We start from the raw sequence: 17,601 nt of genomic DNA on the forward strand, positions 1-17,601 counted from the left end.
GCTCTCACCGCCATTCGTCTCCCGGGACGCATGCGAGCGCGGCACCGGCAACGCTCGCCTGACACGCCTCCTCGCTGCTCATTGGCGTGGCCGCCAACTGACCTTCCACCGAACCGAGGCTGTACCACTGTCCTTCCGCATCAGGTGGGCTGGCGCTGGCAAGCCACAACACCGTGAGCGCCCAGAGCGCCAGCGCGATCAGGAGCGATGAATTCTCGCGCAGCCAATCACCGAAAGTCGGTGCACGCCGAAGATTGCGAACTGTCAGCATGGTCTGTCTCCTGGCGTTTTTTTGAGATGAATCAGCTGTGCCCCGGGCCGTGGTCCACGAGCGGCAACTCGCATAGAAACAGCACAGCCCGGACCTTGCGAAGCTCCTCGGCGTGCTCGTGCATGAAGGCGCGCAGCCGCTCTTCCGAATCGAGCAGTTCCAGGCATTGTGGGTGCTTCATCCCCGACACCTCTGGGTGGTGATGCGTCAAGCGCTCTCCCGGCAGGTAACCTGAACTGATCTGGTGAAGCAATGCTTGCTGGATCTTCGCGCGCCGCGCGACGGCGAGCAGATGCTGGGCGAGCACTGGCGCGCTCAGGTGGTGCCAGAACCGCGTGGCCCTGGCGCGGCTGCCCGCCGGGAAATACAGGCGCAAGGCCGTCAGCCGGTGCACATTGGTGCTGTTGGAGGGCGTGGTGTTGCTGCCACTCATCACTGCTTCTCCTCTGGGTTCGCAGCCTTCTTGGCAGTCGCTTGCTTGCGGTACTGGGCGATGTCCGCGATCCGCAGTTCTTCCGGCAGCGTTCGCCGGTGCTTGCTGTGACCCACGCGCTGCGCGTGATAGATGCCCGCGTGCCCCGAGAACAGGTAGCTGGCAATGCACGCGATCGCTGCGAGCGGGCCGATGGCCGGGCCGAACAGTTCCACGGCCATGACGATGGTTGCTACCGGTGTGTTGGCGGCACCTGCGAACACCGCGACGAAACCGATGGCGGCGAGCATCGAGAACGGCAGATGCAGCAGCGGCGCCATGGCGTTGCCGAGCGTGGCGCCGATGTAGAACAGCGGCGTCACCTCGCCGCCCTTGAAGCCGGTGCCCAGCGATGCAACGGTGAAGGCCAGCTTGCCGAAGAAGTCCCACGGGGCAAGGGGTGCCTTGAAAGCCTCGACGATGGTGGGAATACCCAGCCCGATGTAGCGGTAGCCATCGAGCGCCCAGACCGCCGTGGCGACAACGATGCCGCCCAGCAGCGGGCGCAGCGGCGGGTAGGCGATCCAGCGCTTCATCAGCGCGCTCAGCTGGTGCGTGGCGGTCGCGAACACGAGCCCGGTGAGCCCGAAGACGATGCCCGCAGCCACCACGGCAACCACGCTCCAGAACGCCACGGGCGCCACTTCGCTGACGACGTAGTGCGTGTGATGAACGCCCCAGGCCAGGCCCACCTGATCGGCCACGATGGCGGCCACCATGCAGGGGAACAGCGCGTCGTAGCGCATGCGGCCGATGGCCAGCACCTCCAGCCCGAAGATCGCGCCGGCCAGCGGCGTGCCGAAGACCGAGGCAAAGCCCGCGCTGATACCCGCCATCAGCAAGATCCGGCGATCCTCGTGCTTCATGCGAAAGAGATGCGTGAGCTGGTCCGCCAGTGCGCCGCCCATCTGCACGGCCGTGCCTTCGCGCCCGACCGAGGCGCCGAACAGGTGCGAGATCACCGTGCCTCCAAGCACCAGCGGCACCATGCGCAGCGGCACTACCTTCTTCGGATCGTGGATCTCGTCGATGAGCAGGTTGTTGCCGGCGTCCACCGGCTTGCCCAGGCGGTGGTAGACCCAGCCGACCGCAAAACCCGCGAGCGGCAGCAGCCAGATGGCCTGGCGGTGCGCCTCGCGCCAGTTGGTGGCCCAGTCGAGGGCAAAGAGGAAGAAGGCGGAAGCGGAGCCGGCCAGGAAGGCCACGACGCTGGCGATGATGAGCCACTTGCCGATGTACGGCAGGAGCTCGAGTTGTTCGGGGCGGCGAAAACTGGTCATGTGGATCAGGAGCGGGAACAAAGGGCCTGATCGACCAGCAAAGCAAGATGTGAACGCGAACGCCTACAGCCCTGTGATGTGATCAGGTGTCTGTAGGCATCATCAGCCGCGGGCGATGCCGCGGCGGTTCATGGAGGAATGCCATCTCCAGTGGCGGCGATTATATCGGGCCTTCCTACCGCCCCGACAACGCAACGAACCACAGCCAGAGCCACCCCGCGACCGCCGACAGCGCGAACGCCAGCATGAGTGCCGTCGACGCGCGGACGAGCCAACCCGCGCAGACGCCGATCCAGTCGTCGCTCTTGGCGCGGCACTCCTGCCATACGGCCCGCGGCAGCATGCGTGACGACAGCCACGACAGGAGCGTCAGCAACACCAGGTCGTCCAGGTAGCTCGGCATGGGCAGCACGTCCGGGGTCCAGTCCACCGGACTTGCCGCGTACACGAGAACGAACAGCCAGATGGCCTTTGCTTCACGTGGCGTGTCCCGATGCAGGCCGCTGAGACACAGCGCCAGCAAGGTCCCTGCGCAACGGCGCGACCACGCAATGGGGTTCATGGATGTTCCCTCCTTATCGAAGCCACAGCCACAAAGCTACTCCAACACCGAGCCAGACTGCAACAACGAATGCGATGCCCCATGGGCTGCGCGGCTTGCCTTCGCCACGCCGCATCCAGTCGTCCGCCTGCACACGGCACTCCGCGAGCACGTCCTTGGGCAGCAACCGGATCGCCAGCCAGATCAGGCCGGGCAACAGGAGCGCATCGTCCACGTACCCCAGCACGGGGATGAAGTCCGGGATCAGGTCGATCGGGCTGAGCGCGTAGGCAACGACAAAGGCCGCCAGCGCCTTGGGCAGCCACGAGGTGCCCGGATGGCGGCAAGCGAACCACAGGGTCACGGCGTCGCGCTTGATGCGGCGCGCCCACTGGCGGATGTTTTGCAGGATCGACAACGGGGACTTCCTTGTGGATGTGGTTGGGACTGGCTTGCGCCGTTCGATCTTTGCCGATACATTGATGGTGTAACGACCGCTACATTATCCATGAATCAAGAAAAAAGACCCAGTTGGCTGCTGTTGACCTACAAGGTGCCCGCCGAACCCTCCAAGTTCCGCGTGGCGATCTGGCGCCGCATCCGCAGCCTGGGCGCCGTCTACCTGCAGAACAGCATCTGCGTGCTGCCCACCACGACCGAGCACCAGCGCCAGTTCCGAATGGTCCAAGCCGACATCGACCGCGCCGGCGGCGAGGCCGTGATCTTCGAAACCCTGGCCCTCGACGCGAAGCAGGAAGAGCGCGTGGTTGCCTACTTCAAGCACGACCGCGACCAGGACTACGAGGAGTTCCTGGACAAGTGCGTCGACTACAAGAAAGAGATAGAGAAGGAGGTCAAGGCCGATCACTACACCTTCGCGGAGGTGAAGGAGAACGACGAAGACCTGAAGAAGCTCAAGAACTGGCTGGAGCGCATCAAGACGCTGGACTTCTATGGCGCGCCGGCCCGCGCGACGGCGGAACAGCGCCTCGTCGAATGCGAAGAGCTGCTCGAGGCCTATGCCAACGAAGTGTTCGAGCGCGAGCAGAACGCCAAGGGCGAGCCGCTGGAGAAGCCGGCTGCGGCCAAGCGTCTGATCGCGAAGAGTCCGGCGAAGAGTTCGGCCGCAAAGAAGCCTGCAGCGAAGAAGGCCAGCAAGCGTGGAGGCCAGGCATGAAGCTCAAGGTCCTGACGTACAACACGCTGTTCGGCGGCCGTGACGGCGCCGATGATCGGCGCGCACACGCACAGATCGACCTGATCAACGAACTGCGCCCGGATGTGTTCCTGATGCAGGAAGCCAAGGGCTTCGAGGCCAACGGCAGTGCGTGGCTGTATGCCCTTGAGGCCAGCCTCGGGATGCGCGGCTTTCTCGCGCTGGCGCCGCGCACCGGCCAGAACGTGGCCATCTTCGTGCGCGAGCCGCTTCGACCTGTGAGCTTCGACGCCGATGGTGCGCATTTCCACCACGCCCTGGCCACCTTGAAAGTGGCCTTGCCAGGCAGCGATCGCGTGCTGACGCTCATGAGCGCGCACCTGTGCCCGAACGGCCCCGATGTCCGGCGCCGGGAGGCCGCCTACCTGGGCGTGCTGGCCGCGCCGGACAACCTCACGTTGCTGACCGGGGATTTCAACTCGGCCTCGCCGCATGACGCCGAGCCCGAGGGGTTCGATGTGTTGCCAGCCCATCACCGGGCCCGCTACCTGGCTGACGATCTGCATACGGCCGATCGCACGGTGCTGGCCCGGCTGGAGGCCGCCGGCTGGGTCGATGTCGCTCATGCGTTGGGGCAGCACGGCGTGCCGACCGTTCCCACCGCCGCCTTCACCGGCACCGAGTTCGCCGTGATGCGTTGCGACTACATGCTGGCGTCGAGCGCCTTGGCGGGCTGTGCACGCGCCTGCGAAGTGATCCGCACACCGATCACCGACATGGCCTCGGATCACTATCCGGTGCTCGCCACGTTCGAGATCGCGACATGAACGGGGAGCCTGTCCATGATGCCGCCAACGCTTTGCACGCGGTTCCCTGTGCGGCGGCCGCAGCGGCACGCCGATGAGGACGAATCCATGAGTCGCCTGTCCACCCCTTCGGATCGCACCGCTGATGAAGCTCCGCTGGAGCGCCTGCCTGCGCCCAAAGCACGCTGGTTCAACCGCACTGTCGCCGGTGCCGGACTGACCAGCGCCCTGGGCGATTTCTGCTACGAGACCACGACCGTGATCCTGCCGGGTTTCCTCGCGGTGCTGGGCATCCCGGCTGCCGTGTTGGGCATCATCGAGGGCATCGCCGACGCCATCGCCAGCTTCACCAAGATGGTGTCGGGCTACATCGCCGACAAGCTCGGGCACCGCAAGACGCTGGTGCTGGTCGGATACGCCTTGACGCCGGTCGGACAGGTGCTGCTCGCGCTGGCGACTGGATGGCCGTTGCTGCTGCTGGGCCGGATCGTGTCGTGGTTCGGCAAGGGCCTGCGTGGTCCCTTGCGCGATGCCATCGTGATCCAGGCCGTCAGCCCAGAAACGCGTGGCCGGGCATTCGGGTTTCATCGCGCGATGGACACGGTCGGCGCGGTCGCGGGCCCGCTGCTCGGGGTTGCACTGCTGGGTTGGGCGCAGGGCTGGCATCTGGGCGACGCCGCCGCGCCGTTTCGGTTGGTCCTTTGGCTGAGCGTGATTCCCGGCGTGCTGGCCGTCCTGGCGTTTCTGCTGTTGGTTCGGGATCCGCAGCACTCGCCGAACCCGGCGCTCAAGTTCTTCAGCGCGCTGCGCGGCCTGCCGGCGCGGTTCAAACGCTATCTCGGCGCCGTGGGCGTCTTCGGGCTGGGAGATTTCTCGCACAGCCTGCTGATCCTCGCGGCCACGCAGTTGCTCACGGCGTCGATGGGCGTCGTCCATGCGGCACAGGTGGCCGGGCTGCTGTACGTCGGGCGCAATGTGGTCCAGGTCGTGGCGTCCTACCCGATTGGCGTGCTGGCGGACCGTTTCGGCTCGCTGCCGGTTCTGGTCTGCGGGTATGCGCTGGGCACGCTCACCGCGGCGCTCATCGCGTTGGCCTTCTGGTTCCAGACGGCCAGCGTCCCGCTGCTGGCCGGCGTCTTCTTCGTCGCCGGACTCTATGTCGCCGTGCAGGAAGCCTTGGAATCGACCGTCACGGCCGACATGGTGCGCGCCGACACCCTGGCCATGAGCTACGGCGCGCTGGGAACGGTCAACGGGGCGGCCAAGTTCGTGTCGAGCGCATCGGTCGGCCTGCTGTGGACGGCGGTGTCGCCGGTGATCGGTCTCGGGCTCGCGGCCGTGCTCATGGCGGCCGGCACGTGGGCCATGGCGCGTCTTCGCCCAAACTAAAAGGGAAAACTCAATGATTGTCTGGACTTCCGCCGCACCGTCGGTGCTCGCCTCCTTCATGGCCTCGACGGTGGAATTCGTCGAGGCTTTGACCATCGTTCTCGCCGTGGGCGTGGTGCGCGGCTGGCGCTCCGCCTTGCTGGGCACCGCCGCCGCGCTGGCGGTGCTCGTGGGCCTGGTCGCCGTGCTCGGTCCTTCGTTGACGCGCATTCCGCTGCCGACGGTGCAGCTCGTCGTGGGCACCTTGCTGTTGCTTTTCGGCCTGCGCTGGCTGCGCAAGGCGATTCTTCGCTCGGCCGGCGTGTTGGCGCTGCATGACGAGGCCAAGGCCTTTGCCGACGAGACAGCGGCCCTGCGCGCTCAGGGTGGACAAGGTGGTGTAGCTCGCCAGGTCATCGACAAGCTGGCCTTCGCGACGGCCTTCAAGATCGTCATGCTCGAAGGCATCGAGGTGGTGTTCATCGTGATCGCCATCGGCGCCAGCGGGCAGATGATGCTTCCTGCTTCGATCGGTGCCTTGCTGGCGCTGCTGGCCGTGGTGCTGCTCGGCCTGTGGTTGCACCGGCCGCTGGCACGCGTGCCGGAGAACGCGCTGAAGTTCGGCGTTGGGGTGATGCTCGCCGCGTTCGGGACCTTCTGGGTTGGCGAAGGCATCGGGCTCGAATGGCCCGGTGCTGACTGGGCAATCCTCGCGTTGATCGGCGTCTTCCTTGCGGTGGCACTCGCACTGGTGCAGGTTTGCATTCGCCTGCACAAGGCCTCCGTGGCATTGCCCAAGGCTCAGGGTCAAGCTGCCTCAGGCTCGGATGCCAAGCTTGGTGTGCTCGCTGTGATCGGCAGTGAATTGTTCGGGCTTTTCTTCGATGATGGATGGCTTGCCGCCGGCATCCTGGTCTGGGTGCTGGCCGCCTGGTTCGGCGAGAGCCGACTCGCCCTTGCCAGTCCCGTCGACGGGGTGCTGTTCGCGGCGGGCCTCTCGGCGGTGCTGGCGGCCAGCGCTGCCCGTCGCGCAACGTCCAGGTGACGGCCAGTTCGTCTCGGCTGATCCTGATCCGCCACGGGGAGTCCTTGTGGAACCGGGAACAGCGCTTCACGGGCTGGGCCGACGTCGACCTGACGGCGCAAGGCGTGGGGCAGATGCAAGGCGCCGCTCGCGCGCTGAGTGATGCAGGCGTCGACATCGATTTAGCCTTTTCCTCGGTCTTGCGTCGCTGCATTCGTTCGCAGTGGATCCTGCTGGAGGCGATGGACTGCATCTGGGTGCCGCAGGTGCTGGACTGGCAGCTCAACGAGCGCCATTACGGCGCGCTCACCGGCCGCCTGAAGTCCGAGGCTGAAAGGGAGTACGGCCACGCGGCGGTGCAGATGTGGCGTCGGGCGTACGACGCAGCACCACCGCCGATGGACATTGCTGCCACGGCGCACGTGACCATCGACCGCCGGTACGCCGACCTGCAATCCGACCAGATACCTGTCGGCGAGTCGCTCCGACAAACCGTGGCGCGTGTGCGCAGCCTGTGGCAACAGTCGATCTCGCCCGCATTTCGCACTCACAGGTCGGTGGCCGTCGTTGGCCATGGCAACAGCCTGCGCGCACTGATCAAGATTCTCGAAGACCTGTCGGACGATGAAATCGTCAGCGTCGAGGTCGGCAACGGCACACCGATCGTCTACGAGTTCGACGCCAAGCTGAAACCGAAGCACAAACTCGTGCTCGCCGTCCCCCCACGGCGCACGTCGGAAATCCTGTAAGCGGGCAAACAAGCGGGCAGACCTCGGTCTGAAGACGCATGCACGGCTACGTGCCGGCTGTGCCACCCTGTTCCCTGGCCTTAGCGACGAGGCGTTGCCCGAATCTCCAGAACGCCAGGAAGGTGATCGCGAGCACGGCCGCGAGCAACAGGCCCGCCACAATGTCCAGCGGGAAATGGACACCGACGTAGACGCGCGCCCAGCCCGTGACTACCGCAATCACCGTCAAGGCGATCCCCGCAGTGCGAAGCCGGCGACGCACCAGAAACAGCAATCCAGCGGTGAACATGACGACGGCATGCGTGCTCGGCAACGCTCCACGACTGGCGTGCTCGATGTAGGCAGGACTGAGTCCCGCCATGAAGGGCCGGGGTAGATTCACCTTGGCTGCAATGGCATGGGACAGGATGGCCGCGACGCCGCAAAGAGCCAACACGGCCACAACGTAGTTGCGCTGCGAAGGCTGGCGCCACCAAGCCCAGCCCATCAGAAGGATGCAGATCCATGCACCTCCACCGGGGGCGATCACGCGCGCGAGAAAGAGAATCCAAGGCGTGGGCGCGTAGCCCGCGCCGATCCATTCGTACAGAAAAGAATGGAGCACCATCATGCGCGCTCCCCGGTTGCGCCAGTAGACAAGCAATAAGACAGCCAGTGCGGGTGCCGGCCAGATCCGCCAGCACGGCGGTGCGCCGGCTCGACATAGTGAGACATGGGAAATCCTTCCACCACGAAGAAGAAACCCACCGCGTTGAGCACGGCAGGACCTTCGACGCCGCTCGGGCGTCGTGCTTCAGGTCGTCAGGGGAGGCGCTGTCTTCGGTGGCTGCCGAAGCCAAATGGTCGCTGGCGGAGATGCGCCCGAGGGTGGTGGGCGTTCAACACGGACATCCTTGCCGCGGGGCACTGCGAACAGGCAAAGCGCTACCGTCAACGGTAGCAGCGCGAGCACAAGCGCCATCAGGCCATCAAGGCCGTGCTGAAATGTGTTCGGGTGATCGATGCTCGCAGCGGCCGGCACGAACACGGTCGTTTCCTGTTCGTTCGGATGATCCGCGCGGTCATCAGGCTCGAACTGGGCCGAGGCGCTCACGTTGCGGATGCGAAACCCTGGCTCATCTTCCCAACCATCTTGGCAAAAGTGAACGGCCAGAAAGGGCTGCAAGGCGGCGAACAATACCCAAGCCAAGCACCAGAACGCCGGGTGCGTTGCTACAAGGTAATGGACACGCGCTCTTCGCATCGGGAATTCTATGAGCGGCCCGCAGCGGAAGATGAACGCGGGCTGAACATGCGCCCGCAGTTGAAAGACCAGAAAGGACCGTGACAGCATCGAACTCGAGATCAGGCATCGGCTCGAAGGGCGCGAACTCGAGGTGAAGGTCGGAAAGAATCAGCACTTTCATCAGGATGCTCTTTCAAAGCGCGCGCGAAGCTCGGCACTGGCCTTGTCGTCGAAGCCGGTGAATGAGCCGCACACCACCAGATGGTCCTTGCATTGATCAAACTGCCAATAGGCGTCGTCGAGCGCGACCCATGGCTCGTCGACCACCTCGTGGATCTGGAGCCAGGCGAGGATTTCTCCTTCTCTCTTCTTGTACGGAGGGGGAAGCCCAAAGCCCGAATGAGGTGTGGCTCCAAGAATTCGGGCCCGGATGTCGCTGGAGAACGGCTTCAGCAAGGTTTTGTAGAGAAGCTGCTCGCGCCAGGATGAACTGATCACGATCTTTACGTGCGGGAACTCGCGCAGCAATGCCTCTAGGCGCGGCAGAAAGCAGAAGTCGATGCCGCCGTTGAGGGTGTGATCCTCTCCCTCTGGATGCAGCACGCCGTCGAAGTCGAGGAACAGGATCACTCCAGGCCTCCCAACCCACGCTCATCCAGCGGCCAAGCCAGGTGCGAGCCCATATCGACCCCGAAGGCGCAGAACGGTACCGCGGCGTTGATCACACGACACCGCCATGTTTGATCGCGTTGAGGATCCATCGCACTTTCTCCAAACCGCCCCCGGCAGCGAATGCCGTTGGCGTTTGACCATCGAGCGATTCGTGAGGCTTGTCCAACCAAACTTGAGCCTCTGCGCCGAACACCTGGGTCGCGAGAGCCAGCAAGCCTTCTGAAGAACTTTCCAACCCAGTCTCCGCCTGCGGATCCCGTGGCCACGTCAGGTACGAGCCCATGTCGACCCCGAAGGCGCGGAACGGCGCCGCGGAGGGCATCGAGCCCTCGCCGAGGTAATCTCTATTTTCGTGGTGGTGGCCATGAATCACCAACAGGACGCCGAACTTCTCGGCGAGCTCGTCGATCACCCGCCAGCCATGCGGATGAGCCGAAGGCGCTTCGTGCGTCACCAGGATGTCGGCAGGGCCACTGCGCAGCAGTTGCTTGTAGTCGGCCGGGAAGATGGAAGAACGGTGCTTGAGGGAGATGGAGTCGCGCCACCGCTCTTCGCGCTTCATGGCTCGGCGCATGGCTTCGCTCGACTGGAACGAAGCCTCCTCGATCGGCCTCCGAGGATCCCAGATCTTGCTGCGGAAGATGCCGCCCAAACCCGCGACATGGTAGCCAGCCACGGAGACCACACGGCCATGGAGATTCCGATCAGCAAGCTCCGAATGCCACGCGTGATCGTGATAGGCCTCCGTATCGGAATCATGATTCCCAGCTATCCAGTGGACCTCGGTGAGGTCCAGGATCGATTGCAGTTCGATATGTAGAGGCCGGTGCGCCTGGAGGTCGCCCAACAGCACGATCGCCTCAGGCCGAAAGCGCTCGACCGCGGTGATCACGGGTTTGAAGTCGCCGTGGGGGTCGCCGAAGAACATCAACTTTGGCGCCGACTGCTCGTACTCGGATCGCGCGTGGAGGCCCGATGGGGCGTGAGGTTTCATTTCATGTGCGTCGAAGTGGCGACGATGCATCGGTCGGCCGCAAACCGCAGAAAGTGCGAGCGCAGCTCCAGGAAGCTGTCCTGGTCGAACGCCCGCGTGGGATCGGTAAGCACGAGCCGCTCGAAGCCCGCTTCGAAGCTCGGGGGGCAATCGTCAAGCGCGACCCACTCTGCGTCATTGCGGCCGTTCCCGTCGAGCCAGGCTTGGATCTCCAGCTGGCGACGGTTGTGAACGGTGACATTGGGTTCTAGCTGCGGCGTCGCTCCGACGATCCGGTGCCGGATGTCAGTGCTGAAATGCCGCTGCAGTTGCTCGATGTTTTCGGCTCGCCGCCAATCCGACGAGATGACGACATCGACATACTTGAACTCGCGAAGGAGCTCTTCCAGAAGCGGCAGATGACTGAAGAACTTGCTGCTGAACGAGTAGTCCACACCGACAGGATGAAGGACACCATCTATATCCAGGAACAACAGATCGCTGGAGTCACTGGTGTGGCCAGAGGCGTCATGAATCAGTATCGCTTCTGCCATGGGTAGACGATCGAGTTCGATCACCCAGAAAACCCGGCCTGGTACGACTCCAAGAGATCGATCACGTCGTTAGCTCGCCCCTCAGCCACCAGCGTATCGGCCGTCTTGTAGTCGAACAACGCAAGCGGCTCGTTCCTGTACCAGAAGATCGCAGTCTTGAGGTCGCCTCCAGAGGTTGCGATCGCAGCAGCTAGTACTCGTAGGCTCATACGGCTATCAGGGCATCAAGATCGAGAGCTTGGCGTTCCATGCCTCGCCATCGGACTTGGAGAGCACGGCGACGCGGATCGTCGGGCGGTCGAAGTCACTGGTCTCAAAGAGGAAGTGCACGTGCTGAAAGCGAAACACCGGGTTTCCGGGATATTCAGTCCACTTGAGCTGCCAGGTGTTGAAGTACTCGAAATCGACCGTCCGGGCTTTCTTTCCGCGACTGACGATGCAGGCCTTGCGCGCGTCCGGGTCGAACAGGATGCAGGTTCCGTCCCAATCGCCCAGCATGCGGCGTGGATCGACCGGGAAGAAGGTCGCACCAGATACTTGCCCTTGTGCCCGGAGTAGCTGCTCGCGCCCGGCCTGGATCGAGCGAGGAGATGCGATCCAGACCCAGTAGAAGAGACCCAAGACAACGGCAAGGGCCAGCAGGAGCGGGATTTCCATGTTCAGTTGACCGGCCAGATCTGATGCCGAATGCTGAACGAAGTGCGCATGCCGTAGTGTGTGAACTGCGCTCCGTTCTCATCTTCGAGGACCAGAAGGTCGACTTGATCGGCATCGGCGCTGGTCGCTGACCAGATCTTCCGAATGTCTCGAATTTGCCAGCGATCGGGATCGCTCTCCGTCGGCGCCAGATACTGAACGTGCCGCAGCGACTGCGGCCCCACGCTCTCAAAGAGATCGAGGAAATCGCTCTCATAAATCAACAACGCACGCTCCGAGATCTCGAGGTCGTCTTCTTGCACCACCCAGGTCGGGAAGAAAGCAGGAATGGTCAAGTTCAACTGGACTGCTCTCCAACATCTCGCACCAGGCCCGGCCAGCATGGAAGAGATCCTCACCTCATGCGAATCCATTGTCAGAAACATAAAAATGAGCCCTATAGGTTGTAGCCCTATGGGATTCTAAATGACGCAATAGAGGGGATGAAATCTGCGGCGCATCGCCCCCCTCAATCCGACTTTGGACGCGCGTTGCGCGTGGTCCGCAAGGCCAAGGGGTTGCCGCAGGAGTCGTTCGACCAGGTGTCGAGCCGTACCTACATCTCTGCGTTGGAGCGAGGACTGAAGCAGCCGACCGTTGCCAAGGTCGACGAACTGGCGGCGGTTCTGGGTGTCCACCCGTTAACGCTCTTGGCGCTTTCCTATCTGCGCCACCCTACGCCTGCGTCCGTGCAAAAGCTCGCAGCCCATCTGATCGAAGAGATCGATGAGTTGAATCTCGTAACGCGATAAGGCGGTCGGGCCACGGCAGTGAAAATCGGTGACGCGCTTCGCCGGCAACCGGTGTGGCACTCCAATGCGTATCGCTCAGAGTTGTCGGTCAGAGCCGGCCTCGCAAATCTGAACGTACCTGGTGCCAGCGCTGGACTAGGCGGGTGCTTGCGCATCGCGTGTTCATCACGATGGAGGCGGACTTCTGCGTTGCCACCGTGCAGGAGGCGGTGGCGCGCTGAGGAGCGTCGCGGACCGTCAACACGGATCAGGGCAGCCAGTTCAGTCGCGCCGATTTTGTCGCGGAGGTAGCGCGCATTGGCGCTCGTCAGAGCATGGACGCGTGTGGCTGCCGGCATGACACCGTCTTTGTCGAGCGGCCGTGGTGCAGTGTGGAGTACGAGTATGTGTACCTCAAGACTTACGACAGCATCGGCGCCGCGCGACAGAACCTGGCTGCGTAGTTCGAGTTCTACAACGCACGCGGGCCACACAAGAACCATGGCAAGCGCACGTTGGACACGGTCTAGCTCCCCATGCTGTCTGCGCTGAAGGAGGCTGCCTGTGAAGGTTGAACCATGAGTACATGGCTCAACCGGGGGCGCCTCCGGCGGCCTGGCAGGGGCCTGAAGATTGAAAGATTGAAACCGCAGCCCATCCACTTTGCCTCGGCTCAAAGAGTGCTCAGACGAGCGGAACCGGCTCCGCCTGAGCACGCAACGTGAGCCTCTCGGGGGATCCAAGAAATTTTGAACTTCCATTCGGAGATGAAATTTCAGAATTCTGATGCTCATAATCATCAGACACGGTGACCATGTTCCCGGACTGAGTGCTCAGATGCACTGGAATACGCACCGCTAACAGTCGCAGTCGCAGTCGCAGTCGCAGTCGCAGTCGTCGTCGTCGTGGTCGTGGTCGTGGTGGTAGCTGTCGTGCTCGATGCGAAGCGAGGTAACGGGAGGTCGATATCGCGGTGCAGGACGATAGAACCCCGGAGGGGCCGGGCGCAGAACAACCGGCGGTGCGGCGTAAACCGGGGCCGGGACAACAACATAGGCGGGTGGCGGCTCATAGTAGACAGGAGCTGCCGGCTCGAGCAAGCCAGGAAGACTCAGTCCGAAGGACCAGTGCGTTCCGGCTGCGGCCGCTGTTCCGGACACTAGCGCGATGGACACCACGGTCGCAGTGACCGTCCGCTTCGTAAAGCAACTTAAATTCATCACAATCTCCTTGAAATTCATGCACCGACAGCGCGACCCAGAGGACGCCGTCCTTCGGTGTCTGTACCCGTTCGCGTCCGGCCAACTTGCGCAGGCTCGTCGAGATCGCCATGCGAGCGCAAGGCACTCCGTACAGTTCAACCACAGCGTTGGAAGTCGAGCAACTGAGGCTGCATCAACCGGGTAAATGCGACCGTTCCGATGCTCGTTCTTCTCGATGGAGAAACTCTTCGGTGCTTGTCTGCTTTCCATGAAGATTGGTGCGAGTGGCTGCATTTGCCGTCGATTCCGTTGCAGCCACGGAGGGCTTTGGCAATTCACAAGGGCTAAGGCAGGGAATGCACGAGGCTCATCAGATCTCGACAATCCTTACACGGGATGTGGCGGGACGCATCGCAGCATCTGGCTTTTCCATCGATATGTTCCCAATGATTCCATCACGCGTCGTTCGGGGTCTCCTGCCCCTCTGGAGACGTCATGCTGCCGCTGTTGCGGCCCTTGCATGCCTTGCGCTACTGATCCTGACGCAGGTCTTTGCGCCTGCCGGAAGGATCGATGTCGCCGAGTGGTCGCCCGGCCGGTGGAATGCGAATTCCCCGGTCACGTCTCTGGCGGTGTTGAAAGCCAAGGTCCGATTCGGCGAGCATCAGGCGCACCCCTATTTCTAGTTGACCATTGAGTGCATCGTCCGTCGGGCGGGAACCCCGCTTCAATGGCATTCGTAGTCCGCGAGACGGAATGACGAGTGACGTAGCGGGGGCGGCACCGACGCGCGAGCGCGCATATGCACGTATCCGCTGTAATTCAAGATGGAGCGAGTGCTGCGCGTCATTGTTGGGAGCGCCATCTCGATGGGGAGGGCTCCCGGATGTCGGCAGTCACTTAGGGTATTGCAGTTTCCTCTGACGCGAGGTCCTCTCGCGTCCACATCAGCGCCGTTCGATAGGCGATCGCTGCGCCGCGCAGACGCACTGCTTGGGCATCTGCCGCTGCGAGCGCGCGGGGTGTGTTCTCGGAGTGCGTAGCGCTGTCTGATCCCTTGACTCGGCACAGCAACCTTTCTGACTTCTTCTTCATCATTTCAATAGCTTGGGAGGCTCCGACGCTGGGCGCCGAAAAAGAGCGCAGCGAACCTTGACAAGAGCGTGCCGATGTGTGGCTTGGCAAACGGTGGTTTACGTGATCTCTCGACGAGAGATTCTTTTCGGAACATGTGCGAAATCTGATGGCGCGCAGTCCAGATTCGATCGAGACGCCGGCCAGTGATCCGAAAAGCACTTTGCTCAAGCCGATGCCGCGAGCTTGGGTCTCCGTTCTGCTTGGCCGCCCGAACACCAAGGCATTGCGAACCTGCCCTAGGCGCGCGGGCCAGCGGCGGCGATGCAGTGGAGCGCGGCCATAGTCTGACTCTTGATTGAACGTTGATGGAAGTCGCATTTCTTCTCAACGTCGAAGACCGAAGATCGCGCCTCATATTTTTGCGAGCTCCGCTGGGGCTGGTGAGCGTCCCAAATGGAATTTCCGCCTGCAGCTACACCGCTTCGACTCAGCCATGCCGATGAAGACCGATTTCGTGGCGGCGACATCTCGCCCTCCATCATTCCTTTGCCGCGTCGAGCAAGATGTCGGTGGCGGGGTGAAGATCTACCGGCCATGATGGCGGCTGACAGGGAGTGGCACGATGCCATCGTGCCTGCGACGCGTCCGGAGCTACGAACGCTCACGGTCTGCGTGGACGACTTCGGCTTGCACCAAGGGATCAACGCGGCGGCGCTGCGTCTGGTGCAGATGGGGCGCGTCAGTGCCCTGAGTGCGATGACCCAGGCGCCGGAATGGCCCCGTGGCGCGTCGTCTGCGCGAGAGCTTGACGCCGATCAGGTGGATGTGGGTCTTCATTTCAATTTGACTCTGCCGTTCCGGGGATCCCCTGCACTGGGATCGATGCAGGCACTTATTGCGGCTGCGCATCTGCGCATGTTGCCGAAGCGGCGCATCCGCGAAGCGCTCTTGCGCCAGCTTACGGCATTTGAAGACGAGATGTTTCGCGCCCCTGCGCATGTCGATGGGCACGAGCATGTGCATCTGTTGCCAGTGATCCGGGACATATTGCTGGACGTGCTCGTGCAGCGCTATCGCAGCACGTTGCCCTGGCTTCGCGTGTGCGCCTCCCCGGCTCCCGCTTCATCCATCGACGCCGCGGTGAGGTTCCACGGCCGAAAGGCATGGTTCATCGACCGCTCACAGGGAGGGGAAGGCTTTCGCCACAGAGCAAGGGCGCTTGGCTTCACGGTCAAACACCGTTGGCTCGGCGTTCATGGCACTCAGGCCAGTGCGAGCGAGTACCGCGCACTGCTCCTACTTTGGCTGAACAATGCGCTGGATGGCGACGTCTTGGTGTGTCATCCGGGTCACTCGGGGACTGATGACCTTGTCGACCGAGCACGGCGCGTTGAGTTCGCGGTGTGGGCAGATCCCCTGCTCGGGTGTGTTCTGCAGGGACTTGGTATCCGCATCGCGTCGATGTCAGATGGCTATCGACATGTCGGAGAGATCCGGTCTGCGAGCTCAGCAAGAACAGGCGACTGGCTGGCAGGTCGAAAGGACGACCTTTGCTCGTGAGGCAGGGATTTGCACGGCGCCTGGACCCCGATCTGGCGAGACCGCCTGCGGCACGTGTGCGCCGACGATCTGTTCTACGTGCGCGATCGACCTCGGCGCCGGCAGTGCGTTGCTCCGCGGTGGAGGCCGTCGCGACCTCGCAGCCGATGGAGATGAGCCTTCGTGGCAGGCCCGAGCTCTTCGCTGGGAGCGGCGCTGACCTTGGAGGCAGGACCGGATTCTCTTGCCGGCTGCGCAGGCGGTCTGAATCGCTCGCTCTTGTGGCGGCTTTGGGGTGTGTTGCGATCTGGCTCATTCTCTGGTTCGGGCTGTGATCGGGCGTGGTCGCACTGCCGATCCGAAATGCAAGGGACTTTCGCAACCGGGTTGCTCCGATACGGCGTCGAATTCGGGGGCAAGACCGGTGCTGCACTCTAGGATGGAGTTTGCAGGGGGTCGCCGAAGAACATGAGCTTGGGCTTCGACTGGTTGTGCTCGGATCGCGTATGGAGGTCCGACGAGACGAGCGGTTGCATTTCATCTGCTGATGGCGGTTCATCGTTCATTCGCGAACCGCAGGAAGTGCGAGCGCAGTTTCTGGAAGCTGTCTTGATCGAACGCACGTTTGGGATCGGTGAGAATCCGACGAGATGACGACATCGACGAACTCGAACTCGCGAAGAAGTTCTTCCAGAGGCGGCAAGTGGCTGAAGAACTTGCTGCTGAACGAGTAGTCCGTGTCGACAGGATGAAGAACACCATCTACATCCAGAAACAGCAGATCGCTGGAGTCACCGGTGTGGCCAGAGGCGTCATGGATCAGCATCGCTTTTGCCATGGGCAGACGATAGGGTTCGATCACCCAGAAAACCCGGCCTGGTACGACTCCAAGAGATCGATAACGTCGTTAGCTCGCCCCTCAGCCACCAGCGTATCGACCGTCTTGTAGTCGAACAACGCGAGCGGCTCGTTCCTATACCAGAAGATCGCAGTCTTGAGGTCGCCTCCAGAGGTCGCGATCGCAGCAGCTAGTACTCGTAGGCTCATACGGATATCAGGGCATCAGGATCGAGAGCTTGGCGTTCCACGCCTCGCCATCGGACTTGGAGGGAACGTTGACGCGGATTGTCGGTAAGCCGTCAATAAACCTTTCAATTACCCACAACTTTCGCCCCGAGTTGCATCCCGAGGACGATGTCAGTTAGACGTGTGAGCCCGCGCCACATGACGATGTTGCCGGGCGGAGGGTCGCCTTTGCGCGCGAG

21 protein-coding genes and 1 riboswitch are annotated in these 17,601 nt (G+C 62.7%); of the genes, 9 read left to right on the top strand and 12 right to left on the bottom strand.

Translation table 11 applies throughout. From position 1 onward, the window contains the following. Positions 1-4: 4 nt before the first annotated feature. The 5 genes from ACSFCA_RS35485 to ACSFCA_RS35505 all read right to left on the bottom strand — a co-directional run bounded on the left by ACSFCA_RS35485 (position 5) and on the right by ACSFCA_RS35505 (position 2,982). Positions 5-271 carry a hypothetical protein gene (locus tag ACSFCA_RS35485; RefSeq protein WP_435462823.1) on the bottom strand — a complete coding sequence of 89 codons (267 nt, stop codon included), beginning with the start codon at positions 269-271 and terminating at the stop codon, positions 5-7. Between the two features lie 31 nt (positions 272-302). After that, positions 303-704 (bottom strand): hypothetical protein, encoded by a 402-nt coding sequence (locus tag ACSFCA_RS35490; RefSeq protein ID WP_435462824.1) that lies wholly within the window; start codon positions 702-704, stop codon positions 303-305. Beyond that, positions 704-2,023 carry a voltage-gated chloride channel family protein gene (locus ACSFCA_RS35495; protein WP_435462825.1) on the bottom strand — a complete coding sequence of 440 codons (1,320 nt, stop codon included), beginning with the start codon at positions 2,021-2,023 and terminating at the stop codon, positions 704-706. Before ACSFCA_RS35495 ends, ACSFCA_RS35490 begins: the two co-directional genes overlap by 1 nt. A gap of 86 nt (positions 2,024-2,109) precedes the next feature. Further along, positions 2,110-2,181, bottom strand: a riboswitch (Fluoride riboswitch). A 17-nt stretch (positions 2,182-2,198) separates the two neighbouring features. After that, the gene (locus tag ACSFCA_RS35500) at positions 2,199-2,585 is read right to left on the bottom strand and encodes a YkvA family protein (RefSeq protein ID WP_435462826.1); all 387 of its coding nucleotides are present in this window, start codon (positions 2,583-2,585) and stop codon (positions 2,199-2,201) included. Between the two features lie 13 nt (positions 2,586-2,598). Next, positions 2,599-2,982 carry a YkvA family protein gene (locus ACSFCA_RS35505; protein WP_435462827.1) on the bottom strand — a complete coding sequence of 128 codons (384 nt, stop codon included), beginning with the start codon at positions 2,980-2,982 and terminating at the stop codon, positions 2,599-2,601. 90 nt (positions 2,983-3,072) lie between these two features. On the opposite strand from ACSFCA_RS35505, the gene ACSFCA_RS35510 reads away from it, so the two are divergent. The 5 genes from ACSFCA_RS35510 (at position 3,073) to ACSFCA_RS35530 (ending at position 7,667) form a co-directional block, all read left to right on the top strand. Then, the gene (locus tag ACSFCA_RS35510) at positions 3,073-3,741 is read left to right on the top strand and encodes a Chromate resistance protein ChrB (RefSeq protein ID WP_435462828.1); all 669 of its coding nucleotides are present in this window, start codon (positions 3,073-3,075) and stop codon (positions 3,739-3,741) included. Further along, on the top strand, positions 3,738-4,547 hold the full coding sequence (locus ACSFCA_RS35515; protein ID WP_435462829.1) for an endonuclease/exonuclease/phosphatase family protein: 810 nt from the start codon (positions 3,738-3,740) through the stop codon (positions 4,545-4,547). Before ACSFCA_RS35510 ends, ACSFCA_RS35515 begins: the two co-directional genes overlap by 4 nt. 87 nt (positions 4,548-4,634) lie before the next feature. Further along, entirely contained in the window at positions 4,635-5,915 is a 1,281-nt protein-coding gene (locus ACSFCA_RS35520) for an MFS transporter (RefSeq protein WP_435462830.1), read from the top strand. 13 nt (positions 5,916-5,928) lie between these two features. Next, the gene (locus ACSFCA_RS35525) at positions 5,929-6,939 is read left to right on the top strand and encodes a COG4280 domain-containing protein (protein ID WP_435462831.1); all 1,011 of its coding nucleotides are present in this window, start codon (positions 5,929-5,931) and stop codon (positions 6,937-6,939) included. Next, on the top strand, positions 6,936-7,667 hold the full coding sequence (locus ACSFCA_RS35530) for a 2,3-bisphosphoglycerate-dependent phosphoglycerate mutase (RefSeq protein WP_435462832.1): 732 nt from the start codon (positions 6,936-6,938) through the stop codon (positions 7,665-7,667). The genes ACSFCA_RS35525 and ACSFCA_RS35530 overlap by 4 nt, the downstream gene beginning before the upstream one ends. A gap of 46 nt (positions 7,668-7,713) precedes the next feature. Here ACSFCA_RS35530 and ACSFCA_RS35535 read toward each other — a convergent pair whose 3' ends face one another. Then, positions 7,714-8,274, bottom strand: coding sequence for a phosphatase PAP2 family protein (locus tag ACSFCA_RS35535; protein ID WP_435477481.1), 561 nt, complete (start codon positions 8,272-8,274; stop codon positions 7,714-7,716). 387 nt (positions 8,275-8,661) lie between these two features. Here ACSFCA_RS35535 and ACSFCA_RS35540 point away from each other — a divergent pair, with 387 nt between their 5' ends. Further along, positions 8,662-8,994, top strand: coding sequence for a hypothetical protein (locus tag ACSFCA_RS35540; RefSeq protein WP_435462834.1), 333 nt, complete (start codon positions 8,662-8,664; stop codon positions 8,992-8,994). 78 nt (positions 8,995-9,072) lie between these two features. Here ACSFCA_RS35540 and ACSFCA_RS35545 read toward each other — a convergent pair whose 3' ends face one another. The 5 genes from ACSFCA_RS35545 to ACSFCA_RS35565 all read right to left on the bottom strand — a co-directional run bounded on the left by ACSFCA_RS35545 (position 9,073) and on the right by ACSFCA_RS35565 (position 12,089). Next, on the bottom strand, positions 9,073-9,522 hold the full coding sequence (locus ACSFCA_RS35545; RefSeq protein WP_435462835.1) for an HAD domain-containing protein: 450 nt from the start codon (positions 9,520-9,522) through the stop codon (positions 9,073-9,075). A gap of 91 nt (positions 9,523-9,613) precedes the next feature. Continuing rightward, the gene (locus ACSFCA_RS35550) at positions 9,614-10,558 is read right to left on the bottom strand and encodes a metallophosphoesterase (protein WP_435462836.1); all 945 of its coding nucleotides are present in this window, start codon (positions 10,556-10,558) and stop codon (positions 9,614-9,616) included. Next, positions 10,555-11,091 carry an HAD domain-containing protein gene (locus ACSFCA_RS35555; RefSeq protein ID WP_435477482.1) on the bottom strand — a complete coding sequence of 179 codons (537 nt, stop codon included), beginning with the start codon at positions 11,089-11,091 and terminating at the stop codon, positions 10,555-10,557. The genes ACSFCA_RS35550 and ACSFCA_RS35555 overlap by 4 nt, the downstream gene beginning before the upstream one ends. 216 nt (positions 11,092-11,307) lie before the next feature. Then, the gene (locus tag ACSFCA_RS35560) at positions 11,308-11,748 is read right to left on the bottom strand and encodes a hypothetical protein (RefSeq protein WP_435462838.1); all 441 of its coding nucleotides are present in this window, start codon (positions 11,746-11,748) and stop codon (positions 11,308-11,310) included. A 2-nt stretch (positions 11,749-11,750) separates the two neighbouring features. Further along, complete coding sequence (locus ACSFCA_RS35565) at positions 11,751-12,089, bottom strand: hypothetical protein (protein ID WP_435462839.1); 339 nt, start codon at positions 12,087-12,089, stop codon at positions 11,751-11,753. 141 nt (positions 12,090-12,230) lie between these two features. On the opposite strand from ACSFCA_RS35565, the gene ACSFCA_RS35570 reads away from it, so the two are divergent. The 3 genes from ACSFCA_RS35570 to ACSFCA_RS35580 all read left to right on the top strand — a co-directional run bounded on the left by ACSFCA_RS35570 (position 12,231) and on the right by ACSFCA_RS35580 (position 16,357). Further along, a complete protein-coding gene (locus tag ACSFCA_RS35570; protein ID WP_435462840.1) occupies positions 12,231-12,539 on the top strand; it encodes a helix-turn-helix domain-containing protein in 309 nt (102 codons plus the stop codon). Positions 12,540-14,004: 1,465 nt separating this feature from the next. After that, on the top strand, positions 14,005-14,406 hold the full coding sequence (locus ACSFCA_RS35575) for a hypothetical protein (protein WP_435462841.1): 402 nt from the start codon (positions 14,005-14,007) through the stop codon (positions 14,404-14,406). An 844-nt stretch (positions 14,407-15,250) separates the two neighbouring features. Then, positions 15,251-16,357, top strand: a complete 1,107-nt coding sequence (locus ACSFCA_RS35580; RefSeq protein WP_435477483.1) for a ChbG/HpnK family deacetylase — start codon at positions 15,251-15,253, stop codon at positions 16,355-16,357. A 541-nt stretch (positions 16,358-16,898) separates the two neighbouring features. Here the strand turns inward: ACSFCA_RS35580 and ACSFCA_RS35585 are convergent. After that, complete coding sequence (locus ACSFCA_RS35585; RefSeq protein WP_435462843.1) at positions 16,899-17,174, bottom strand: HAD domain-containing protein; 276 nt, start codon at positions 17,172-17,174, stop codon at positions 16,899-16,901. Between the last annotated feature and the right edge of the window lie 427 nt (positions 17,175-17,601).

This window comes from Variovorax multivorans, assembly GCF_051216835.1.
Taxonomy (GTDB): domain Bacteria; phylum Pseudomonadota; class Gammaproteobacteria; order Burkholderiales; family Burkholderiaceae_C; genus Variovorax.